The sequence below is a fragment of the Streptomyces composti genome, assembly GCF_012034205.1.
Lineage (GTDB): Bacteria > Actinomycetota > Actinomycetes > Streptomycetales > Streptomycetaceae > Streptomyces > Streptomyces composti.
The window spans coordinates 129,414-151,352 of sequence record NZ_JAATEM010000011.1 but is presented as its reverse complement, the minus strand read 5'-3'; the positions used below and the strand labels follow the sequence as shown (position 1 = coordinate 151,352).

Annotated in this window: 18 protein-coding genes; 11 read left to right on the top strand and 7 right to left on the bottom strand. The window is 72.4% G+C overall.

Features of this window, described 5'->3' with window-relative positions; translation table 11 throughout:
* The first annotated feature begins 47 nt into the window (after positions 1–47).
* The 3 genes from HCJ93_RS11320 (at position 48) to HCJ93_RS11310 (ending at position 5,452) form a co-directional block, all read left to right on the top strand.
* Positions 48–1,763 carry a serine/threonine-protein kinase gene (locus tag HCJ93_RS11320; protein WP_167993745.1) on the top strand — a complete coding sequence of 572 codons (1,716 nt, stop codon included), beginning with the start codon at positions 48–50 and terminating at the stop codon, positions 1,761–1,763.
* Positions 1,764–1,883: 120 nt separating this feature from the next.
* Positions 1,884–3,497, top strand: coding sequence for a succinic semialdehyde dehydrogenase (locus tag HCJ93_RS11315; protein ID WP_167993743.1), 1,614 nt, complete (start codon positions 1,884–1,886; stop codon positions 3,495–3,497).
* A 101-nt stretch (positions 3,498–3,598) separates the two neighbouring features.
* Positions 3,599–5,452, top strand: coding sequence for a GMC oxidoreductase (locus HCJ93_RS11310; protein WP_167993741.1), 1,854 nt, complete (start codon positions 3,599–3,601; stop codon positions 5,450–5,452).
* Positions 5,453–5,626: 174 nt separating this feature from the next.
* On the opposite strand, the gene HCJ93_RS11305 is transcribed toward HCJ93_RS11310, so the two are convergent.
* Entirely contained in the window at positions 5,627–6,655 is a 1,029-nt protein-coding gene (locus tag HCJ93_RS11305; protein WP_240967550.1) for an LAETG motif-containing sortase-dependent surface protein, read from the bottom strand.
* A gap of 242 nt (positions 6,656–6,897) precedes the next feature.
* On the opposite strand from HCJ93_RS11305, the gene HCJ93_RS11300 reads away from it, so the two are divergent.
* A complete protein-coding gene (locus tag HCJ93_RS11300; protein WP_206317240.1) occupies positions 6,898–8,124 on the top strand; it encodes a hypothetical protein in 1,227 nt (408 codons plus the stop codon).
* A gap of 694 nt (positions 8,125–8,818) precedes the next feature.
* Here the strand turns inward: HCJ93_RS11300 and HCJ93_RS11295 are convergent.
* Positions 8,819–9,172: a chorismate mutase gene (locus HCJ93_RS11295; protein WP_206317239.1), complete on the bottom strand. Its 354-nt coding sequence runs from the start codon at positions 9,170–9,172 to the stop codon at positions 8,819–8,821.
* Between the two features lie 331 nt (positions 9,173–9,503).
* Between HCJ93_RS11295 and guaA the strand changes: the two genes are divergently transcribed.
* On the top strand, positions 9,504–11,084 hold the full coding sequence (gene guaA / locus HCJ93_RS11290) for a glutamine-hydrolyzing GMP synthase (RefSeq protein ID WP_167993737.1): 1,581 nt from the start codon (positions 9,504–9,506) through the stop codon (positions 11,082–11,084).
* Positions 11,085–11,208: 124 nt separating this feature from the next.
* On the opposite strand, the gene HCJ93_RS11285 is transcribed toward guaA, so the two are convergent.
* The gene (locus HCJ93_RS11285; RefSeq protein ID WP_167993735.1) at positions 11,209–11,766 is read right to left on the bottom strand and encodes a pyridoxamine 5'-phosphate oxidase family protein; all 558 of its coding nucleotides are present in this window, start codon (positions 11,764–11,766) and stop codon (positions 11,209–11,211) included.
* Positions 11,767–11,905: 139 nt separating this feature from the next.
* Here HCJ93_RS11285 and HCJ93_RS11280 point away from each other — a divergent pair, with 139 nt between their 5' ends.
* The 3 genes from HCJ93_RS11280 (at position 11,906) to HCJ93_RS11270 (ending at position 15,052) form a co-directional block, all read left to right on the top strand.
* Positions 11,906–12,700, top strand: coding sequence for a class II aldolase/adducin family protein (locus HCJ93_RS11280; protein WP_167993733.1), 795 nt, complete (start codon positions 11,906–11,908; stop codon positions 12,698–12,700).
* Positions 12,701–12,939: 239 nt separating this feature from the next.
* Positions 12,940–14,232: a hypothetical protein gene (locus tag HCJ93_RS11275; RefSeq protein ID WP_167993731.1), complete on the top strand. Its 1,293-nt coding sequence runs from the start codon at positions 12,940–12,942 to the stop codon at positions 14,230–14,232.
* Positions 14,233–14,521: 289 nt separating this feature from the next.
* On the top strand, positions 14,522–15,052 hold the full coding sequence (locus HCJ93_RS11270; RefSeq protein WP_167993729.1) for a DoxX family membrane protein: 531 nt from the start codon (positions 14,522–14,524) through the stop codon (positions 15,050–15,052).
* Here HCJ93_RS11270 and HCJ93_RS11265 read toward each other — a convergent pair.
* Positions 15,043–15,270: a hypothetical protein gene (locus HCJ93_RS11265; protein WP_167993727.1), complete on the bottom strand. Its 228-nt coding sequence runs from the start codon at positions 15,268–15,270 to the stop codon at positions 15,043–15,045. The two genes, HCJ93_RS11270 and HCJ93_RS11265, sit on opposite strands and share 10 nt — an antisense overlap.
* Positions 15,257–16,717: a PspC domain-containing protein gene (locus tag HCJ93_RS11260; RefSeq protein ID WP_167993725.1), complete on the bottom strand. Its 1,461-nt coding sequence runs from the start codon at positions 16,715–16,717 to the stop codon at positions 15,257–15,259. The genes HCJ93_RS11265 and HCJ93_RS11260 overlap by 14 nt, the downstream gene beginning before the upstream one ends.
* A gap of 178 nt (positions 16,718–16,895) precedes the next feature.
* Between HCJ93_RS11260 and HCJ93_RS11255 the strand changes: the two genes are divergently transcribed.
* Complete coding sequence (locus HCJ93_RS11255) at positions 16,896–18,188, top strand: ATP-binding protein (protein ID WP_167993723.1); 1,293 nt, start codon at positions 16,896–16,898, stop codon at positions 18,186–18,188.
* Positions 18,185–18,922, top strand: a complete 738-nt coding sequence (locus HCJ93_RS11250) for a LuxR C-terminal-related transcriptional regulator (RefSeq protein WP_167993721.1) — start codon at positions 18,185–18,187, stop codon at positions 18,920–18,922. Before HCJ93_RS11255 ends, HCJ93_RS11250 begins: the two co-directional genes overlap by 4 nt.
* Positions 18,923–18,961: 39 nt before the next feature.
* Here HCJ93_RS11250 and HCJ93_RS11245 read toward each other — a convergent pair whose 3' ends face one another.
* On the bottom strand, positions 18,962–20,017 hold the full coding sequence (locus HCJ93_RS11245) for a C40 family peptidase (protein WP_167993719.1): 1,056 nt from the start codon (positions 20,015–20,017) through the stop codon (positions 18,962–18,964).
* Between the two features lie 538 nt (positions 20,018–20,555).
* Here HCJ93_RS11245 and HCJ93_RS11240 point away from each other — a divergent pair.
* Positions 20,556–20,909: a hypothetical protein gene (locus tag HCJ93_RS11240; RefSeq protein WP_167993717.1), complete on the top strand. Its 354-nt coding sequence runs from the start codon at positions 20,556–20,558 to the stop codon at positions 20,907–20,909.
* Here HCJ93_RS11240 and HCJ93_RS11235 read toward each other — a convergent pair.
* Positions 20,887–21,888 carry a tellurite resistance/C4-dicarboxylate transporter family protein gene (locus HCJ93_RS11235; protein ID WP_167993715.1) on the bottom strand — a complete coding sequence of 334 codons (1,002 nt, stop codon included), beginning with the start codon at positions 21,886–21,888 and terminating at the stop codon, positions 20,887–20,889. The two genes, HCJ93_RS11240 and HCJ93_RS11235, sit on opposite strands and share 23 nt — an antisense overlap.
* Positions 21,889–21,939: the final 51 nt, after the last annotated feature.

The following is a 21,939-nucleotide window of genomic DNA, read 5'->3' as shown; positions in this document are numbered from 1 at the left end:
GGGACCGAAGTGGCTCCATGGCGGTGCGGCGCGATATGGATGGACCCATGAGCAACAACGGGGGAGCCCGCCACGGAGCCGACGAGCCGACGAGTTTTGGCCTGCAACCGCCGAATCCCGACCCGCATGCGGCGGCCGTGCCCCACCCCGGCAACCCGTACGCCGCGCCCACCCAGATGGCCCCGCATGCCTCCGGCGGTGCGCAGCAGCCCCCTGTGAACCAGCCTCAGCCCGCACCGCCGCAGCCCCAGCCGCACACGGCGTCCGACCCCGGTGCCGGGCGGCTCATCGCCGGCCGCTACCGGCTGCTCGCCAAGCTCGGGCACGGCGGCATGGGCACGGTGTGGCGGGCCAAGGACGAGACGGTGGACCGCGAGGTCGCCGTCAAGGAGCCCCGCGTCCCCGAGCACCTTCCCGAGCGTGAACGCTCCAACGTCTTCGAGCGGATGCGCCGCGAGGCGCGGGCCGCGGCCCGGCTCGACCACCCCGCGGTGGTGGACGTGCACGACGTGGCCGTGGTGGACGGCCAGCCGTGGATCGTGATGGAGCTGGTCAACGGCCGCTCCCTCGGAGCCGTACTGCAGGAGGAGGGCACCCTCTCCGCGCGCGAGGCGGCCCGGGTCGGCCTGGAGGTCCTCGGCGCGCTGGAGGCGGCGCACGCGGCGGGCATCCTGCACCGGGACGTCAAGCCGGACAACGTCCTGCTCGGCCGGTACGACCGGGTGGTCCTCACCGACTTCGGCATCGCCCAGATCGAGGGCGAGACCGCCCTGACCGACACCGGCGGTTTCGTCGGCTCGCCCGAGTACATCGCCCCGGAGCGGGTGCTGGGCCAGCGCCCCGGTCCCGCCTCCGACCTGTGGTCGCTCGGTGTGGTGCTGTACGCGGCGACGGAGGGCGTCTCGCCGTTCCGCCGCAGCAACACCCCCGCCACGCTGCAGTCCGTCCTCAACGCCACGCCCGCGCCGCCCGCCTCGGCGCAGGGGCCGCTGGCCGAGGCCATCAACGGCCTGCTGCAGAAGGACCCGGCCCGCCGCCCGAACGCCGCTCAGGTACGGACCCTGCTGGAAGCGGCCGCGAACCCGCCCGAGCCGCAGCCCACTCAGATCGTGCAGGTGCCGGTGCCCGGCTCCGGTGGCAAGGGCATCCGGATCGGCCGCAAGACGCTCGCCGGCCTGGGTGCCGCCGTCGTCGCGGCGGCTCTCGTCGCTTACCTGGTCATCGCCGACCCGTTCGCCGGGCCGCTGCCGGACGACTGGAAGAAGCACGAGGAGAAGCACCTCGGCGCCACCGTCGCGGCACCCAAGGGCTACCAGCGGTCCGGGCCGCAGGACAACGACCAGCGCCTCTGGGCCGCGTACACCGACCCGAGCGGTGTCGTCTCCATACGGCTGACCCTCACCAAGCACGACGACCCGTCGGCCGACATCGAGGGCTCCGCCGATGCCCAGATGTACAAGGACGACGCCGACTTCAAGGACGGCTACTACGACCTGCGCATCCCGGACGACCCGAGCACCAGGACGTATCCGAAGCCGGATCTGACCTACAAGGGCAAGAAGTCCGCCGAGAACACCGTCGTCTACACCGTGGACGACAACAGCAACCCGGTGCCGCGCGAGGTGAGGTTCTTCTACTACATGACCTCGAAGGGCGATCTGTACGAGATGCGCATCGGCTACCCGGGCAAGGGCGACTTCACCGAGCGGGGCCGCGAGGTGGCCGACAAGGCGATCCAGAACCTGGACATCAAGAACCTCTGAGTCACGGCAACGCCCTGATCAGGGGCTTTGTTGCCAGCGTTCACTGGCGTCGTGTGAGCGATCGGTGAATGTGTTACCGACGGGTACACAAAGCGGTCGCCCGGGCATACCCTGCCGCTCATGACGGACGCGCAGACCACGGCCACGGCCGGCACCAACCCCATAGCCCCCGCCCCGGCGGGCGCCCGCACCGCAGCCGATGTGGTCACGCCCGAACTGGTCGCCCAGCTCACCAAGGGCATCGCCGGATCGGGCAGAACGGCCAACCACACCCCGTTCACCGGGGAGAAGCTCGCCGATCTGCCCGAATCGACCCCGGAGGACGTGGAGAAGGCGTTCGGGGCCGCCCGCGCCGCCCAGTCCGTCTGGGAGCAGACCCCGATACGTCAGCGTGCCGCCGTACTGCTGCGCTTCCACGACATCCTGCTGGAGCGCCAGGCCGAGGTCCTGGACCTGATCCAGCTGGAGACCGGCAAGGCCCGGCTGCACGCCCACGAGGAGGTGCAGGCCGTCGCCGTGGCGGCCCGCCACTACGGCCGCCGCGCCGCCGCCTACCTCAGGCCGAAGCGCCACACCGGCGCCATGCCGACCCTGACGAAGGTCACCGAACTGCGCCATCCGCGGGGCGTCGTCGGCCAGATAGCGCCCTGGAACTACCCGCTCGAGCTCTCCGTCGGTGACGCCCTCCCCGCGTTCGTCGCGGGCAACGCGGTGGTGATGAAGCCCGACACCGAGACCTGCCTCACCGCGCTGTGGGCCCGCGACCTGCTGATCGAGGCCGGACTGCCCGCCGACGTCTTCCAGGTGGTGCTCGGCGAGGGGCCCGTGGTGGGCCCCGAGGTCGTCAAGCACGCCGACTACGTCTCCTTCACCGGCTCCACCGCCACCGGCCGCCAGGTCGCCCAGAGCGCCGCGGCCCGCCTGGTCGGCGTCTCCCTCGAACTCGGCGGCAAGAACGCCATGCTGGTGCTCGACGACGCCGACCTCGACAAGGCCGCCGCGGGCGCCGTCCGCGCCTGCTTCTCCTCCGCCGGCCAGCTGTGCATCTCCATCGAGCGGCTGTTCGTGCACGAGTCGGTCGCCGACGCCTTCCTGGAGCGCTTCGTCGCCCGCACCAGGGCGATGCGTCTCGGCAACGCCCTCGCCTACGGCGCCGACATGGGCTCCCTGGTCGGCGAACGCCAGCTGACCGCCGTCACCCGGCACGTGGAGGACGCCGTCGCCAAGGGAGCCACCGTGCTCACCGGCGGACAGGCCCGCCCCGACATCGGCCCGTACTTCTACGAGCCGACCGTCCTCGACGGTGTCCAGGACTCCATGACCGTCTGCGCCGAGGAGACCTTCGGCCCGGTGGTGTCCGTATACCGCTTCGGCAGCGACGACGAGGCGGTGGAGCGCGCCAACTCCACCCCGTACGGGCTGAACGCCTCGGTGTGGACCAGGAGCGCCCGGCGGGGCCGCGCGATCGCCGCCCGGCTGCGCACCGGCACCGTCAACATCAACGAGGGCTACGCACCCGCCTACGGCAGCGTGCAGTCCCCGATGGGCGGGATGAAGGACTCCGGCCTCGGCCGCCGCCACGGCTCCGAGGGCATCCTCAAGTACACCGAGGCCCAGACGGTCGCCCATCAGCGCCTGCTGCCGATGGCCCCGTCCCTCGGCCTGGACGACGAGAAGTACGCGGCCTTCATGAGCCGCAGCCTGAGGGTGATGAAGGCACTCCGCTTCAGGTGAGGTGCCTTCGAGGGAGCGGGGCGCGCGAGGTGTGCGGCTCCGCCGCGCCGGCGCGCGCCCCGAGGGACGATCCGCACAAAAGACTCGATGAGGAGTACAGGGTGGCCCAGGACACGTACGACTACGACGTCATCGTGGTCGGATCCGGCTTCGGCGGATCGGTCAGCGCGCTGCGCCTGACCGAGAAGGGCTACAGCGTCGGCGTGCTGGAGGCCGGCCGTCGCTGGACCCGGGAGTCCCTCCCCAAGAACTCCTGGGACATCAAGAACTACCTCTGGGCCCCCAAGCTCGGCATGTACGGCATTCAGCGCATCCATCTGCTGGGCAACGTCATGGTGCTGGCCGGCGCGGGTGTCGGCGGCGGCTCCCTCAACTACGCCAACACCCTGTACGTGCCGCCCAAGCCGTTCTTCGAGGACCCCCAGTGGGGGCACATCACCGACTGGCAGGAGGAGCTGAAGCCGTACTACGACCAGGCGAAGCGCATGCTGGGCGTGCGGCTCAACCCGACGATGACCCCCTCGGACGTGCACCTGAAGGCGGCCGCGGAGCGGATGGGCTGCGGCGACACCTTCCACATGGCGCCGGTCGGGGTCTTCTTCGGCGACGGCGAGGACGCCGACGGCACGGTGAAGGCGAAGCCGGGACAGGAGGTGCCGGACCCGTACTTCGGCGGTGCCGGACCCTCCCGGAAGGCCTGCGTGGAGTGCGGCGAGTGCATGACCGGCTGCCGCCGCGGCGCCAAGAACACCCTGAACGAGAACTACCTCCACCTCGCCGAGAAGGCGGGCGCCGTGGTGCACCCCATGACGACGGTGGTGTCGGTGACGGAGGACTCCCAGGGCGGTTTCGCCGTCGCCACGCTGCCCACCGACAACCGCCGCAAGGGCGAGGGCCGGACCTTCCGGGCCCGGCGGGTGGTGCTGGCCGCCGGCACCTACGGCACCCAGACCCTGCTGCACCGCATGAAGGCCGGCGGGCAGCTGCCGCACCTGTCGGACAAGCTGGGCGAGCTGACCCGCACCAACTCCGAGGCACTGGTGGGCGCCCAGACCGACAACCGCCGCTACCGCAAGGCCACCGGCGTGCCCAAGGCCGACTTCACCCGCGGTGTGGCCATCACGTCCTCCATCCACCCGGACGCCGACACCCATATCGAGCCGGTCCGCTACGGCCGCGGCTCCAACGCGATGGGCGGCCTGTCCGTCCTGCAGGTGCCGTACGCGCCCAGCGGCAAGGGCTCGTCCCGGGTGCTGGGCTGGCTGGCCAACGTGGCCCGGCACCCCTGGCTGATGCTGCGGTCGCTGTCCAACCGGCGCTGGTCGGAGCGGACCATCATCGGCCTGGTGATGCAGTCCGTGGACAACTCCCTGACGACCTATCTGAAGCCGTCCGGCGTCGGCCGCGGGCTGCTCACCGCCCGGCAGGGCCACGGCAACCCCAACCCCAAGCAGATCAAGACGGCCACCGAGGCCGCCTCCGCCCTCGCCGAGGAGATCAACGGCTTCCCCGGCTCCAACGTCGGCGAGCTGACCGGCATGCCGCTCACCGCCCACTTCCTCGGCGGCTGCCCCATCGGCGCGAGCAGCGACACCGGGGTGATCGACCCGTACCACCGGCTCTACGGCCACCCCGGCATCTCCGTGGTGGACGGCTCCGCCGTCTCGGCGAACCTCGGGGTGAACCCGTCGCTGACCATCACCGCGCAGGCCGAGCGGGCGATGTCGTTCTGGCCCAACAAGGGCGAGGAGGACCCGCGCCCGGCGCAGGGCGAGCCCTACCGCAGGATCCAGCCGGTCGAGCCCAAGTCCCCGGTGGTCCCGGCGGAGGCGTTCGGCGCGCTGAAGCTGCCGTTCCTTCAGGTGCCGGCGGTGCCGCCGAAAAAGGCACCGGAGCCGGTGAAGGGGCGGGAGCCGAAGAAGGCGCAGGGGGAGAAGCAGCCGGAGAAGCAGTAGCCGGCGCGCCCCGGGGCGGCAGTCGACCCCCCACCCCCGGGGCGGAAACAGAAGGTGAGGACCTGCGCTCCCCTCCGGGCGCAGGTCCTCACCATTGTTCCGGGCCGCTCCGGACCGCTGTCCGGGGTCCGGGCGTTCGGACCGCTCGGGTGGCCCGGAGCGGTCCCCGCGTGCTTACGCCTCGGCGCCCGCCTTGCGGCGGCGCACCACGAACACGGCGCCGGCACCGGCGACGACGGCGAGGCCGCCGGCCAGACCGATCACCGGAAGCGCCGAGCTGGAGCCGGTCTCGGCGAGGCTGCCGGTGACCTGCGGGGCGTTCTCCTTGCTCGGCTTCTCGTCGGTGACGGGGGCCTTGCCGCCTTCCTGCGGCTTGGTGCCCTCGGTGTCCGTGCCCGGGGCCACGATCTGGAAGCGGTACGACGCGGCACCGAAACCGGTGCACTCGGCGTCGGCGTCACCGTAGATCGTCACGCCGAAGGAGAACGCGGCGCCGGCCGGCGCGGACGGCTTCACGTTCAGGCGCAGCGGGATGTCGACCTCGTAGCCCGGCTCGAGCTCGTCGGTCCAGCCGATGTAGCCCACCGCGTAACCGTCGGAGTCGAGGTCGAACCAGACCTTCTCGGCCGGGTCGTAGGCCTGGACCTGGACCTGCTTGCTCTTGAACAGCTGCTCCCACTCCTCGTCGGCGGAGGCGCCGGCGAAGTAGCCCAGGTCCTGCAGGGTGGAGTCGGAGTTGTTGGCGACGCTCAGCGTGAACGTGTGCCAGCCGCTGCCCGCAGCGATCTTGCCGGGCAGGCCGGAGATGCTGATGTCGACCTTGGTGTCCTCGCACTCGGCCGGGACCGGCTCCTCTTCCCCGTCCTCCGGTGCGGAGGTGCCGGGGGCGGGGCTGGACGGCGTGGTGCCCGGGGTCTCGTCCTCCGGAGCCGGGTCGCCGGTGGACTCCTCGTCCGACGGCTCCGTGGTGTCCTGCGGCCCGTCGTCGCCCGGCTTGTCGGCGGCGTCCTGCTCGTCCTCGGGCGCGGTCGACTCGGTCGACTCCTCCGAGGACGGTTCGGTCGACGTGTCGCCGTCGTTCGTCCCACCTTCGACGGGCGACTCGCTGGCGGAGACGGCGGGGGCCGGCTCGGTCGCGTGGGCGGCCGGGGCCGCGAGCAGAGCGACCGGGGCGATCACGGCCGTGGCGGCCGCTGCTGCCATGGCGCGGCGAAGCTTCATGTAGACCTCGAAAGTCCGGCGCGCCACTGCCGCGGCGCGCATTGGGGGAGGCCTGCCCGCGTGTGGGGCGCGGATGGGGCCTTGGTTTTGATGGTTTGATCACCGAGCGGGGTGAAAGGTTGTTCGGAACCTCACGGAACTTTCGTGTGAGGTGGATCACTGGTTCGGCGGGATCTCCGACGGCGTACGCTCCCTGACCAAAACCCCGACAGAAAGCCGTTGTTGTGGCCGCCGATCAGTCGTCCGAGGAACCCGCACCGGAGTCGTCCGCGATACCCGACGACGTGTGGGAGAAGTTCGCCCGGGACAGCGAGCGCGACATCCGCGCCTCCGCACCCAGGGAACCGTCCGCCAGGGCGCGGATGGTGACCGAGCGGCTGCGCGCGATGGACGAGCAGCGCGCGCGGGAGGGTGCGAACCGCCGGCGGCGCTGGGGCCGGCGCAGGACCGCCCGCCCCGCCGAGCCGGAGGGCTGGCGTACCGGACCACCGATCCTGCACGCCGTGGAAGGCCGCCGCAGCCGCCGCCGCACGGTCTGGAGCATCGTCGGTGTCCTGCTCGCCGCCGCGCTGGCGCTGGTCGCGGTGAAGCCGGGCCTGCTGTCGCGGCTGCCCGGGCTCGGCGGTCTTCTCGGGGAGTCGTCCGAGGAGTCCGCGGCCGCCTCCCCGCTCGCCCCGGAGTCCGCCAGGCCCACCGGCCCGCCGGCCGAGGGCCCCGGTGGGACCCCTACGCGCGAGCGGCCGTTCGCAGGATCGCCCGCCGCCCGCTGGGAGTCGGGAGCGGACGCCATCCGGCTGCCCGAGGCCAAGCCCGTGGGCGGGGTCTCCGCCGAGCGGATCGAGGACGCCCTGCGCAGAACCAAGGAGTTCCTGGTCGCCGCGAATCTCGATCCGCAGGTGCTGCGGGGAGGCGAGCCGAAGAAGGCGCTCGCCCTGGTGGACCCGGTGGAGAAGGACTACCTGCGTCAGCTGCGCGCCGGGCTGCGCAAACCCACCGCGCAGAACGACCCGGTGGTGACCTTCTCCCGCTTCGACCCCGGGCAGGTGGAGATCCTCGACGACGTGCGGGTGCGCGGCCGCATGACTGTGGAGCCCGCACGGGGGGCCTCGGGCAAGGCAGTGATCAAGGCGGACTACACCTTCGTCTACGCGGCACTGCACGCCGGCGGCGGTGACGAGGTGGCCCGCACCATCGTGCGCCGCGGCCTCGAGGTGTCCGTGCTGGACCTCGCCGAGTACCAGGGCACCGAAGGGCGGCTGTGGATCTCCGACGTCCGCAGCGAGATCGGCAACGACGACTGCAAGGACGGCGACGGGGTGATCCGCCCCCAGTTCCTCGCCGACCGGCAGACGAACCCCGGCACCACCGGCGCGCCGGTGGACCCCTACGACCGCAGCAGGGAACTGCCCGGCGGGGGCACCGGCGGCTGCGGCGTCGTCAGCCGCAGCTGAGGTACGGGGTATCCGCCGCAGCTGAGGCCGCCCGTAGCCGAAGTCCAGCCTGTGGGCGGGCAGTTGGGCGATGGTGGTTGAGGAGCACGGCAGTGCGGCGCGTGTCCGGGATCTCGTGGTCGTGCGAAGGGCCCCGCGGGGCGGAGCCGCGGGGCCCTTCCTCCGTCAGCACCGGCGTCAGGGCAGCACCGGTGCCCGGGGGAAGCGGCGCCGGGGGGGTAACGCCGCTGGCCTGGAGCTCCGGCAGTCGCCGCCGGTCCGCCTTCCGGCGCGTCTGCGCGGGAGCAATGCAGTTGTCTGCGGGGGGACTCGGGCTCGTACGCATCGTGCTCGACGGGTGCGGCCTCCGCAAGCAGTTCGTCCCGGACGGGGGACAGTCCCGCCGGCCGGCCCCGGGCGTCCCCGGAGCCGGCCGTTCCTGGGTGACCGGGCTGCTGTCCCCTGCCGTCCGGTCACTTCCCGGAGCGAGGTCCCACGACGTACGGCACGATCCGCACGCCTCATCGCTCCGGCGAGCCACGCGTGGTTCTTTCGGGCCCGCCCCTGGCTGGCACGGACACCGGTACCAACGAAGCGCTCCGGCGGCCGGTCACGCGCCGTACGGGTGAGAAGGATGCGTACGTCTGTACCGGGAACGTGGATTCAGGCCCCGCGGTCCCCGCCCGGATCGCGCGGCTGTCCTCTCCCGGCTCACTCAGATCTTTCCGCGGCACAGCTCGAGGAGGGTCATGGCGAGCGCCGTGCCCGGCTTGCCGAGGGCCTCCCTGTAGTGGGTGAGGATCTCCATCTCGCGGGCCAGGTTCACCCGGCGTCCGCCGGAGGCGATGCGTTCCTTCTGGATCACGGCGGAGACGGCCATCCGTTCCTGGATCAGGCCGATGATCCGGTCGTCCAGGGCGTCGATGCGTTCCCTCGCGTTGCTGATCAGGTCCGCGGCCTCCGGGGTGCGGGCGCCGGTGCGCTCGGCGGCCGTCGCGCCGCCCGTGCTCGGGGCCGCGGACGTGGCAGTGGTCACGGAGGTGGTCTTGTCGGTCGCGGTGGCGGTCATGCCGGGGCTCCTCACCTGTGGTGTCGAGCGCCCCGGATCGGCAAGGTCCGGATACGCCAGGCGCCCCGGGCCTTGTCGGCCCGGGGCGCCTGGGAAGTCGCTTGTCAGTAGCTCAAGCAGCACGACCATGGCAGCCGGCGGGCCGGTTGCCATAGGTAAAGACGAAGGTCGCGTGGTCGAGCATGAGGGCAAGTATGCCGCTCCCGAGCGGGGTGTCCAAGCCGGGCCGCATGCTGAGACGGGCGGCCCCGGCCGGGACGCGGGGAGCCGTCGGGCGCCCCGGTAGAATCGGGAGGCACAAGACCCCCGCCCCACCGCCGGAAGGCACCTCGTGTCATCAGCGAATCCCGCTGCCAACGCGCCCGAGACCGTCCTGGTCGTCGACTTCGGCGCGCAGTACGCCCAGCTCATCGCCCGACGCGTCCGTGAGGCGCGGGTCTACAGCGAGATCGTGCCGAGCACCATGCCGGTCGAGGAGATCCTCGCCAAGAACCCGGCCGCGGTCATCCTGTCCGGCGGACCCTCGTCCGTGTACGAGGAGGGCGCCCCCCGCCTGGACCGCCGGCTCTTCGAGGCGGGTGTCCCCGTCTTCGGCATGTGCTACGGCTTCCAGCTGATGGCCCAGACCCTGGGCGGCACCGTGGACAACACCGGTGCCCGCGAGTACGGCCGTACCGACCTGCACGTCTCCAAGTCGTCCTCCACCCTCTTCGAGGGCACCCCGGACGAGCAGTCGGTGTGGATGTCGCACGGCGACGCCTGCTCCGCCGCCCCCGAGGGCTTCGAGGTCACCGCGTCCACCGACGTCGTCCCGGTCGCCGCCTTCGAGAACGACGAGAAGAGGCTCTACGGCGTCCAGTACCACCCCGAGGTGATGCACTCCACCTACGGGCAGCAGGTGCTGGAGCACTTCCTCTACCGGGGCGCGGGCCTGTCGCCGTCCTGGACCACGGGCAATGTGATCGAGGAGCAGGTCGAGGCGATCCGCGAGATGGTCGGCGACAAGCGCGCCATCTGCGGTCTGTCCGGCGGTGTGGACTCCGCGGTCGCCGCCGCCCTGGTGCAGAAGGCCATCGGCTCCCAGCTGACCTGCGTCTACGTCGACCACGGCCTGATGCGCAAGGGCGAGACGGAGCAGGTCGAGAAGGACTTCGTGGCCGCCACCGGTGTGCAGCTGAAGGTCGTGGACGCCGAGGAGCGGTTCCTGGCCGCGCTCAAGGGCGTCTCCGACCCCGAGGAGAAGCGGAAGATCATCGGCCGCGAGTTCATCCGCGTCTTCGAGCAGGCCCAGGCCGAGATCGTCGCCGACGAGGGCCCCGCGGTGGAGTTCCTCGTCCAGGGCACCCTCTACCCGGACGTGGTGGAGTCCGGCGGCGGTACCGGCACCGCCAACATCAAGTCCCACCACAACGTCGGCGGTCTCCCCGAGGACCTCGAGTTCAAGCTGATCGAGCCGCTGCGCAAGCTGTTCAAGGACGAGGTCCGGATGGTCGGCCAGGAGCTCGGCCTGCCCGAGGAGATCGTCCACCGCCAGCCCTTCCCGGGTCCCGGCCTCGGCATCCGCATCGTCGGCGAGGTCACCAAGGAGCGGCTCGACCTGCTCCGCGAGGCCGACGCGATCGCCCGCGAGGAGCTGACCGCGGCCGGCCTCGACCGCGACATCTGGCAGTGCCCGGTGGTGCTGCTCGCCGATGTCCGCTCGGTCGGCGTCCAGGGCGACGGGCGGACCTACGGTCACCCGATCGTGCTGCGCCCGGTCTCCAGCGAGGACGCCATGACCGCCGACTGGTCGCGGCTGCCGTACGACGTCCTGGCCAGGATCTCCACCCGGATCACCAACGAGGTGCGGGACGTCAACCGGGTCGTGCTCGACGTCACGTCGAAGCCGCCGGGGACGATCGAGTGGGAGTGACCCCGCGGGGGTGATGGCGGGGGAGTGATCCCCGGATGTGATCCCACGGGAGTGATGCCGACGGGCGCCCTGGTCCTTGACCGGGCGCCCGGGGCTCTCCGGCCGTGCCGGGGCTCAGCAGCGATCAGGTCCGCTTGAGCGTGCGCACCGGCTCTCCCGGCTTCCAGACCTGCATGACCAGGTACTTCTCGTCCTCGACGTAGGTCCGCACGACCTCCGTCAGCTCGGTGCGGAAGAGGTGGAACCGCTCCGGCTCCTCCGCCTTCTCCTCCGTCTCTTTCCCGCTTCCCGTGTTCCCGGCTGCTTCCGCGGCTCGTTCCGCTGCTTCCTCCGTCGCGTCCGTCTGCCCCCGGGTGTACTTGCGGCGGATCTCCTCGTCGTCGACCTCGAACGCCCGGCCGCTGATCCGGACGTCGCCGCCGCCCATGCCGGTGCCCTCCCCGGGGTTCGCCTGGAGCGCGAAGCGCGGGTCCCGGCGCAGGTCGAGCGCCTTGCGTGAGTCGGGCATCATGCCGAACCACAGCTCGCCGTCGAAGAAGCGCACCTCCAGGCCGGTGGTGCGCGGTGAGCCGTCCTTGCGGAGCGTCGCCAGGACGTGGTGGGTGTAGGCACCAAAGCGCTGCTCCACGGTTCTCGCGAGGTCCGGCTCGGCGGTGACGAAAGCCTCCCAGTTCACGTTCATACGGGGAGTGTTCCGCGAATACCGGACATCCACTGTCGGGTAAACGGAGCGTTGTACCGCCTTTACAGAACCGATCTGTCGTACCGGGCCTCCCGGCGGTAACTTCCGCCCCATACGCAAAACCCCCGCGGGAGGACTTATGCACGGGCCCACCCCGCCCCCGCCGCTGCCCACCGAGCAGCTGCGGTTCGCCATGCCGCCGATGCACGAGTCGGTCGAGGACGAGCGCCGGCACCGCAAGGAGCGGCTGGCGGGCGCGCTGCGGCTGTTCGGGCGGCTCGGCTTCGAGGACGGCGTCTCGGGGCACATCACCGCGCGCGACCCCGAGTACTCCGACTGCTTCTGGGTCAACCCGTTCGGGATGCCCTTCCGGCACGTCACTGTGAGCGACCTGGTGCTGGCCAACCGGGACGGGCAGGTCGTGGAGGGCCGTTACCACGTCAACCAGGCCGCGTTCACCGTGCACGCCCAGGTGCACGCCGCACGTCCCGACGTCGTCGCCGTCGCCCACTGCCACTCGGTGCACGGGCGGGCCCTCGCCGCGCTCGGCGAACTGCTGGAACCGATCACCCAGGAGAGCTGCGCCTTCTACGAGGACCACGCGCTCTACGACGCCTACAGCGGGGTCACCGTCGACGCGGAGGAGGGGCGGCGCATCGCCGCGGTGCTCGGCACCCACAAGGCGCTGGTGCTGCGCAATCACGGGCTGCTCACGGTGGGGGACTCGGTCGACGCGGCGGCATGGTGGTTCGTGTCGATGGAGCGCTCGTGCCAGGTGCAGCTGGCGGCGAAGGCGGCCGGGCGGCCGGTGCTGATCGACCACCGGCAGGCGGTGGCCACGCGGGAGCAGGTGGGCGGGGATCTGGTGGCCTGGATCAACTACCAGCCGATGTGGCGGGACATCACACGGAGCGAGCCGGAACTGCTGGGATGAGCGGGGGAGAGGGCGGCCGGTCTGCGGTGCCGGGTCCGGTTGGAGGGGCGCCTGGTCCGGCGGGTGGCCGGGTGAGAGGGCCGGGTCCGGGTTGACGCGTCGCCTCGGCGGGTCAACGCGGGGTTCCGAGGTTCACCCCTGGTGACGCGGAGCGGCGGAGGGGTCAGGCACGGAGGGCGATCGGGCTAGGGCACAATTCGCTTTCGTCATCGGTGAGTTGTGGAAGGCGGGCATCGGGCGTGGCGGTGCAGGAGGCGAGACAGAGCGGCATGGACGCCGCTGTCGGTGAGGCTGCGCACGGAGGCGGCTGCACCTGCGGGGACTGCCCGCACGGGGTGCGGGAAGGGCACCGGCGCGCGGTCGCGGCGTTTCTGCGCAAGCGGGACGAGTTCGCGGCCGGGCAGGGGCTGCCGGCCGCCGTCGCCCACTCGGCGTCCGCCTCCCGGCAGTGGGTGTCGGAGGAGCTGACCCAGGCCGCGGGGGTCGTCGCCGAACGCGGCCGGGCGGAGGGCGCGGCCTGGTTCGCCCGGGTGTGGCGGTGGACGACCGTCGCGGTGTGGGCCGCGGTCGTGCTGCTGCTGGTGGTGCAGGCGCTCACGGCGGTCGGGGCGGGGTGGACCGACGCGCGGACCGCGGGGCTGCTGGCGGCGGTGGTGGTCGGGGCGGCACTGACGGCGGCGTCCTGGTTCCACCGGGCGCGGGGCGGGGTGCTGGCACCGGTGATCGGGGAGGACAACCGGCTGTCCACCTCGCGTGCGGTGGCCGCGGGCTGGGTGCTGTTCGTCGTCTACGCGGTGCTGGTGCTGGCCGGGAGGCTGGCGGCGGCCTCGGGGCGCGGTGAGCGAGAGGCGCTGATCGACGGGCTCGGCTTGCGCCGGGGCGTCGGTGTGGTGACCGTGCTGGCGGTGGTGTGCGGGGTCGCGGTGCTGGTGCGGCGGGTCGTCGGGGTGCGGGTGCAGGCGCAGCGGCTGCAGAAGGTGCGGGCGGGGCGGCCGCGGGCTGCGGACCTGCTGACGGACGACGACGGGCGGGGGGCCTTCGCGGACATCCAGTACGTGGTGATCAGCGCGGCGGCGCTGGTGTTCGCCGCGGTGCGGCTGGGGCGGCGGCCGGATCAGCTGCCGGATCTGCCGTGGGGGCTGGCGGTGGTGGTGCTGGTGTCGGCGGCGACGTACCTGGCGGCGAAGTACGCGGAGGGCGGGCGGCCGGTGATCCTCTCGGTCGTGCGGGCCCGGGAGGCGGGGGATCTGGACGGGCCGATCCGGACCGGGGACGACATCGAGATCCGGGGGGTCGGGTTCGTGCCGGTGGGCGCGCGGAGCGCGGATCTTCTGTCGCGGATGGTGGTGCGGATCGGGGCGGTCAATGTGCAGGTGCCGTTGGTGCCAGTGAAGGGTGGCTTCGCCAATCCGACGGACACGGTGCTGACGGTTCCCGTCCCTGCCGAGGTCGAACCCGGCCGGGTCGAAGTCCAGGTCATCACAGCAGCGGGTGTCGAGACGAACCGCGTCACCATCGACGTGACGGAATAGCGGCTGTGCCTGTGCCTGTGTCTGTGCCTGCGGCTGCGGGCGGGTGGGGTGCGCGGAGCGCCTACGGGGGGCGAGTCGGGCGCGACTGCGGCACGCCCAGGTCCGGTGGTCGGTTGAGAGACGTGCGCGGCGAACAGTGACTCAGGGCGCAGCCCGAGAGGGTGCCGGGGCGGGAAATCCGGGCCCGTTGCCGCCGATTGCCGGGTGGGAGGATTGAGCCGGGGCCGATTGTCGTACGTATGGTCTCTTGAGGGGGTCTCGGCAGGGCGGCGAGAGGCGGCGAAGAGCGATGACTCACGGTAGGCGATCGGACGCGTACGGCCCCCCACTGGACGGAGACGGCGACTGGCGGGACACCGCCACCCGCTACGCACTGCTCCCCCTGAGAATCTTCCTGGGCGTGACCTTCGTCTACGCCGGCCTGGACAAGCTGACCGACAGCGCGTTCATGAAGGACTCCGGGGCGGGATCCATCGGGGACATGATGCGGAGCGTCAGGGACTCCTCCGCCATTCCGGCGATGGTGGACATGGCCCTCGAGAATCCCGCGGGCTTCGGCTACGCGATCGCCTTCGGTGAGCTGGCGGTGGGGATCGGCACGCTGCTGGGGCTGCTCGCCCGGCTCGCCGCGTTCGGAGGCGCGCTGATCTCGCTGAGCCTGTGGCTGACCGTCAGCTGGTCCGCCGATCCGTACTACTTCGGGAACGACCTTCCGTATCTCATGGCGTGGATCCCGCTGGTGCTGGCCGGCGCTCCCGTGCTGTCCATCGACGCCGCGTTGCGGGCACGGCGAAGGGAACGCAGGGGCGGCTACCGGTAGCCCTCCTCGCTGCGGGCACCGGGCTCGTCGCGCCGGCGTATGAGGCGGGCGAGCACTCCCAGCGCGCCCGCCAGGCAGAGACCGCCGGTGACGACGGGGATGAGCGTGAACCAGGGGATGTCCCACTCCCCGCGCGCATCCCCGGCGTAGAGCAGTCCGGTGAGGAGGAGGACGACGCCCGCGACCAGCCGGCCGGGCTGGAACTCATGACGCAGCACGGCTCACCTCCGCCTGCCCCGCTCCGACGTGCAGATCGAGGCGGAGCGTCCCGGACTCGCCGGTCCCCTCGAGGGTCAGGCTCTTCTGCTTGCCCGGTGCCACATCCACGTCCTTCTTGTCGTCGCCCGGCAGCTGGATGTCGCCGAGACCCACGTCGATGTCGAGCTTCACGGTCGCATCCCGCGGGACGATCACATGGATGCGGCCCAGTCCCACGTGGCCCGAGGCCGTGACGGTTCTGCCCTCGGGGACGCGTATCCGGGACAGGTCCAGCGTGCCGGTGCCGGCGCCCAGCTCGTAGGAGGGGCGTATCTGTGCGGTCGAGGCGGGCTTCCAGGTGGTGCGGTTCCACTCGGTGGTGAGGTCGTTCGGCAGGGCTGCCGAGGCGGCGAGCAGGCCCGCCGTGATGACGGCGAGGACGATGGATCCGGCGCCGGTGCGGCCCAGGAAGGCACTGACCGCGATGCCCAGGCCGAAAACGGCGAGGGCGCAGGCCAGCCCGGTCTGCAGGCTGCTGCTCAGGGACTGGGTGTCCCAGGTGAGCTGGGTGCCGAGCCAGGCGGCCGCCAGGGCGAGCAGGAAGACCCAGCCGCCGATCCCGCGGGGGCCGCGCGGTCTCGGCGGGCGGGGGCGCGGGGTCTGGGCGGTGGTGCCTGCGTGGGTGCCCAGGCTGACGTCGAGGGCGGCGGCGACGTCGCGCTCGTGGGAGTCGCGGGGGCCCCAGAGGTAGCCGGTGCCGCCGACATGCGTGCCGTCCTTGACGATGGGGTCGCGCCACCAGGACGGGTAGGCCGTGGGGAACGGGGGGGCCTGCGCCTCCGGCGGGGCGTCGGCCGTGGCCTGGGCGGTCACCGGGTCGGGGCTGGGGGCGCCGCGGTGCCGGGACCAGTACCCGGCGCCGGCGAGCAGGAGGGACAGTATGACGGCGAAGCTGAGCACACCGCCGTTGTTCAGCATGGTCAGGAAGACACCGCAGCCGACCAGGGCGAACAGCACGGCCGCCAGCGTGTGACCCTCGACCCGGCCGGTGAGCAGCCTGCGGAACTCGTGCTCGTCCTCCTCGTCGTCATAGGGGACGAACAGCCAGGCGAAGCCGTAGAAGATCAGGCCGATGCCGCCGGTGGCGGACAGCACGGCGAGGGTGATCCGGAAGATCACCGGGTCCATGTCGCACAGCCGGCCGAGCCCGGCGCACACCCCCCCGATCATCTGGTGACTGCGGTCGCGACGGAAGCGGTGGGGCGGCTCGGGCGCGGGCTCACCGGCCTCGTCCGGCGGCGGGGCGGTGGCTCCGGCCGTCGCTCCCTGCCTCGCCCGCGCGTCCGCCTGCTCGTGCGGGCGCGCGCCGGCCGCGCCGGGTGCGGCGTCCCGCGGCCCTGCGCCCTGCCCGGGGCGCGGGCCGGAGCCGGGTCCCGGATCCGGCGCGGCGTGCTGGTGATCCGTCATGCGTCCATGGTGACGGGCGAGCCGCCGCGGCGGGAGTCGGAACGACCCTGGCCCGACCCTGATATGCCCCTGAGCCGGGGCCGGGGGAATGTTCGAAGGGCGGGGCTCGCGGAGATCAGGGGAGTCTCCGGGGCCGACCCTGATGCTCCGGGCGGGCAGGCGTGTGACCATCAATGGCATGTCGGAAGCCGCAGCTGCGCCCACAGCCGAGCCGCGGCCGCCGCGCAAGCTCTACCGCAGCAGTGACGGACGCTGGCTGGGGGGCGTGGCGCGGGGGCTCGCCGGACACCTCGGGCTGCCCGTCATCTGGGTCCGGCTGGCGTTCGTGGCCCTGTCCACGGCGGACGGTCTCGGCGCGCTGCTGTACGCCGCGTTCTGGTTCTTCGTGCCGCTCGGCGTCGGCGGGGTGAACGCGCGGAAGACGCCCTCGCTGGTCACCACGGAGATATCGCCGGACGGCCGCCGCCGGCTCGTCGCCCGCAAGCCGGACAAGGGGCAGATCGTCGCGCTGCTCCTCATGGTCGTCGTGGCCATGGTGTTCGTGGGCAGTGTGAACCTCACCGACGGCGCCCGCGCCTACCTGTGGCCGCTGGTCCTGGTCGGCGCCGGTGTGGCGCTGGTGTGGCGGCAGGCCGACAACGCCCGCCGCGCCCGCTGGATGGAGGTCGGGCGGCGCCGGCGCACGGTCACGCTGCTGCGGGCCGTCGCGGGCGTCCTGCTGGTGACCGCGGGCGTCTCCGGGATATTCGTACTGCGGGGCTCCGGGGCCCACCTCGGCGCGGTGCTGCAGGCCGCCCTCGCCGTCCTCGTCGGCATAACGCTGCTCGCCGGCCCCTATCTGGTGCGGATGACGCAGGACCTCTCCCAGGAGCGGCTGATGCGCATCCGCGCGCAGGAGCGGGCCGAGGTGGCCGCCCATGTGCACGACTCGGTGCTGCACACCCTCACCCTGATCCAGCGCAACGCGGACAACCCCGCCGAGGTGCGCCGGCTCGCCCGCGCCCAGGAGCGCGACCTGCGCACCTGGCTCTACAAGCCGGAGGGCACCGGCAAGGACGAGGCCGACGAGCCGGCCAACCTGGCCGACGCCGTGCGGCGCACGGCCGCCGAGGTGGAGGACAAGCACGGCGTCCCCATCGAGGTCGTCGTGGTCGGCGACTGCCCGCTCGACGAGAAGGTGGGCGCGCAGATGCAAGCCGCGCGCGAGGCAATGGTGAACGCCGCCAAGTACGGTGGCGAGGGTGGTGCGGTTCAGGTCTACGCCGAGGTCGAGGGGAGAACGGTGTTCGTGTCCGTCCGCGACCGCGGCCCCGGCTTCGACCTCGATTCGATACCCGCCGACCGCATGGGCGTCAGAGAATCGATCATCGGCCGCATGGAGCGCAACGGCGGCACGGCCCGGGTCCGCCCGGCGCCGGACGGCGGCACGGAGGTCGAGCTGGAGATGGAAAGGGCGGAGAACACGTCATGAGTGAGCCGACCGAGGCGAACGGAACGGCCGGAGCGGCACCGGAGACCGAGGCCGCGGAGGCCGGCTCCGCACGGCGTCATGTGCGGGTCGTCCTCGTCGACGACCACCGCATGTTCCGCACCGGCGTCCAGGCCGAGATCGGCCAGACCGAACAGACGGGGGTCGAGGTGGTCGGCGAGGCCGCCGACGTCGACCAGGCGGTCTCGGTCATCACCGCGACCCGGCCCGAGGTCGTCCTGCTCGATGTGCACCTGCCCGGTGGCGGCGGTGTCGAGGTGCTGCGCCGCTGCGCCGCGCTGATGAACGACACCGAGCAGCCGGTCCGCTTCCTGGCGCTGTCCGTGTCGGACGCGGCGGAGGACGTGATCGGGGTGATCCGCGGCGGCGCCCGCGGCTACGTCACCAAGACGATCACCGGCACGGACCTGGTGGACTCGATCTTCCGGGTGCAGGAGGGCGACGCGGTGTTCTCGCCGCGCCTGGCCGGGTTCGTGCTGGACGCCTTCGCCTCCACCGACGCACCCCCGGTCGACGAGGACCTGGACCGGCTCACCCAGCGTGAGCGCGAGGTGCTCCGGCTGATCGCGCGCGGCTACGCCTACAAGGAGATCGCCAAGCAGCTGTTCATCTCGGTGAAGACGGTCGAGTCGCATGTCTCGGCGGTGCTGCGGAAGCTGCAGCTGTCCAACCGGCACGAGCTGACGCGGTGGGCGACGGCACGACGGCTGGTCTGAGGCGGCGACGCGGGACGGGCGGCAGGGGCGGCCGGCCGCTCAGCCCACCCGGGTGGCGCCCGCGAAGGGCATCTGGTCGACGGGAGCCAGCCGGACCGGGGCCGAGGGGTTCGGGGCGTGGATCATCTGCCCGTTGCCGACGTAGATGCCGACGTGGCTGATGCCCGAGTAGAAGAAGACCAGGTCGCCGGGGAGGAGTTCGGAGCGGGCGACGCGGCGGCCCGCATTGATCTGGGCGTAGGTGGTGCGGGGCAGGGAGACGCCCGCGGAACGGTACGCGGCCTGGACCAGTCCGGAGCAGTCGAAGGCGTCGGGCCCTGTCGCGCCCCACACATAGGGGCTGCCGAGCTTCTGGTAGGCGTAGGAGACGGCCTGGGCGGCGCGGGGGCTGGGCGCCTGGGCGGTGGCGGCGCCGGGCGCGGCCAGGCCCTCCCGGCCGGTTGCCGCGGCGCGTGCGGCGCGGCCGGTGCCGTCGTCGGCGCGCTGCTCGGGTGTCAGCCGGGCGAGCAGCCGCCGGGCCTCACCGAGCTTCCCGGTGATCGTCTTCTTGTGCTTCTTCAGCTGCGCCTGACGGGAGGCGAGGGACTTCAGCTCGACGCGGGCGGCGCCGCGCAGCTGCTCGATCTCCCGAAGCTGTGCGCGCACCCGGTTCACGGCGGCGTTCTGGCGGCTGCCCGCCCGCTCGGCGAACGCGACGCCGTCGAGGTAGCCGTCGGGGTCGTCGGAGAGGACCAGCTGCAGGGCCGGGTCGAGGCCGCCGCTGCGGTACTGGGCGGTGGCGACCGAACCCAGCGCGGACCGGGCCGCGTTGAGCCGCTCCTGCTTGCGGGCCACCTCGTCCTGGAGTCTGCGCACCCGTTCCCGGGCCGTGTCCGCCTTCTCCTTGGCCCCGTTGTACTTCTCGGTGGCGACCTCCGCCTCCCGGTACAACTGGTCCACCCGGGCCTTGGCCTGCTGCGGGGTCAGCTGCGGATCGGCCTGCCCCGTGCCGTCGAGGACGGTGGTGGTGGCCGCGCCCGCGAGGGCGAGGGTGGCGGCGGTACGAGCGGTGGTACCGGCCGCCGAGCGCTGTCTGGACCTGCGGTGCGCTGCCATCTGGGACGTCACGTCCTTTCGACGACCGCCTGCCCCGTGACGGGGAACAGCTGAGCGATGATCCGGCGGCGGTGCGCACAGGGGGAGCGGTCCGCCGCCGGATCCTCTCGGCGGTGGTGTCCGGGTGCCGCCCCTGGTCCGGGCGGCGGTGGGGAGCCGGTCACCTGGTGCAGGACGCTAGACCGGTCTGAGCCGGTGCTGTGACCAGTTGCGCGGAAGTGACACGAGACAACCGTGCGGTGACCGTATGTGACCGTGATCCTCATGCCGGAACGACGGCCTGCACCGCTGAGCTGACCGAAATGCCGAAGGCGGGCCGGCGAGGCGGGTCCCGGTGCTATGGCGCGTGCCCGCGTGCCTGCCTCGCAGCGCGTGTCCGGTGCCACCGCGTACTCGGTGCCACGGGGCGCGCGTCCGCGGGGCCAGGGAGCGCGTCCGCGGTGCCACGGGGCGCGCGTCCGCGGTGCCCGGTCCCGGCCTCCCCCCGAGCGCCGGGCCGGTGTCGGCGGGGCCGGGGGCGCTGGCTAGGCTCCGGCCCATGGACGTACTCATCCACCTCTTCGTCGGCCTGCACATCATCGGCATCGCCTCCCTGCTCGGAGGCTTCCTCACCCAGATGAAGGCGATGGGGGCCGGCACCGCCCGCTTCGTCCCGGCCATGCTGCACGGCGCGCTGACGATGCTGGTCACCGGAGTGATCCTGGTCGGCCTCAACCACGCAGACGACCACTCGGTGAACAACATCAAGATCGGCGTGAAGCTGGCGCTGCTGATCGTGATCCTGGGCCTGGTCTATGTGAAGCGCGACGAGGAGAAGGTGGACAAGGGGCTGTTCGGCCTGGTCGGGCTGCTGACCACGGCGAACATCTTCATCGCCGTGCTGTGGACCTGATCCCCTCCGGCACCGGTCCCGGCCGGACCGCGGAGCGGACCGCGCCGATCGCGACCGCCAGCCAGGCGGCCACCGCGATCCACACCAGCACCTCTCCCAGGCCCTCGAGCCATTCGGCGTCGACGACGGCGGACGCGGACAGCGCCGCCGTCGCCGTCATTCCCAGCGGGAACACCGTCGACCAGCGCCGCGGATCGTAGGCCGTCCGCGGCCGCCGGATCTCGCCGGCCAGCAGCACCACGCACAGGGCCAGGTCCAGCACCACCAGCACCATGGTCATGACGCGCAGGACATGGCCGTCGTCGGCGTTCCACAGGTACAGCCGCGCGCTGTCGGCGGCCAGCAGCCTCGCCCCGGCCAGCGCCGAGATGCCGAGCGCGCCCGCCGCCACCCAGTGGTCTCCCCTGCCCTCGGTCGTCTGCCGCAGGTCGAAGCGGGCGAGAGCGAGGGCGTAGAGCACCAGCCCGGACCAGAACAGCGCCAGCGCCGCGTGCGCCGGCCACGCCACCGACTCGGCCGCGGCCAGCGTCGCCGCCAGCAGCGCCAGACCCTGCGTGGCCACACAGCACAGGAACACCGCCCCGGGCATTCTCGGCTGCCAGCTCCTCACCACCAGGACGAGCAGCGGCGGCCAGAGCAGCGCGGCCAGCGCCAGCAGCGCCTCGGCGAGCGTGGTCCAGCCCTCCGCGGCGAAGCGGGAGCCGATCACGGTGGTGGCCGCCACGGCGGTGAGCGCGCCCGGTGTCCGGGCCTCCGCCCGCCACCGCGTGCGCTCCCGCAGCAGGCGCAGCGCGAACTCCGCCGCCAGGCCCACCCAGGCGACGCAGGCCGCCCCGAGCATGATCCGGGAGAGCACCTCGTACCCCGCCAGATGCAGTGCCGTCGACACGATGCCGCAGGCCATCACGGCGGCACCCTCCGCCGGGGACCGACGCGCCCACCAGGCGCGGAAGGGGGACGGGCGGGAGGGGCGAGACATGCGCCGATGCTAGAAGAGCCGCCCCGTGACACCCCGCCGGGCAACGCGCGC

Bases quoted from the DNA above. Each gene is read 5' to 3' on its own strand.
- HCJ93_RS11240 (WP_167993717.1), top strand. From the start codon at position 20,556: ATGGACGTACTCATCCACCTCTTCGTCGGCCTGCACATCATCGGCATC.
- HCJ93_RS11270 (WP_167993729.1), top strand. From the start codon at position 14,522: ATGACTCACGGTAGGCGATCGGACGCGTACGGCCCCCCACTGGACGGA.
- HCJ93_RS11235 (WP_167993715.1), bottom strand. From the start codon at position 21,888: ATGTCTCGCCCCTCCCGCCCGTCCCCCTTCCGCGCCTGGTGGGCGCGT.
- HCJ93_RS11320 (WP_167993745.1), top strand. From the start codon at position 48: ATGAGCAACAACGGGGGAGCCCGCCACGGAGCCGACGAGCCGACGAGT.
- HCJ93_RS11285 (WP_167993735.1), bottom strand. From the start codon at position 11,766: ATGAACGTGAACTGGGAGGCTTTCGTCACCGCCGAGCCGGACCTCGCG.
- HCJ93_RS11305 (WP_240967550.1), bottom strand. From the start codon at position 6,655: ATGGCAGCAGCGGCCGCCACGGCCGTGATCGCCCCGGTCGCTCTGCTC.
- HCJ93_RS11250 (WP_167993721.1), top strand. From the start codon at position 18,185: ATGAGTGAGCCGACCGAGGCGAACGGAACGGCCGGAGCGGCACCGGAG.
- HCJ93_RS11260 (WP_167993725.1), bottom strand. From the start codon at position 16,717: ATGACGGATCACCAGCACGCCGCGCCGGATCCGGGACCCGGCTCCGGC.
- HCJ93_RS11315 (WP_167993743.1), top strand. From the start codon at position 1,884: ATGACGGACGCGCAGACCACGGCCACGGCCGGCACCAACCCCATAGCC.
- HCJ93_RS11255 (WP_167993723.1), top strand. From the start codon at position 16,896: ATGTCGGAAGCCGCAGCTGCGCCCACAGCCGAGCCGCGGCCGCCGCGC.
- HCJ93_RS11295 (WP_206317239.1), bottom strand. From the start codon at position 9,172: ATGACCGCCACCGCGACCGACAAGACCACCTCCGTGACCACTGCCACG.
- HCJ93_RS11245 (WP_167993719.1), bottom strand. From the start codon at position 20,017: ATGGCAGCGCACCGCAGGTCCAGACAGCGCTCGGCGGCCGGTACCACC.
- HCJ93_RS11280 (WP_167993733.1), top strand. From the start codon at position 11,906: ATGCACGGGCCCACCCCGCCCCCGCCGCTGCCCACCGAGCAGCTGCGG.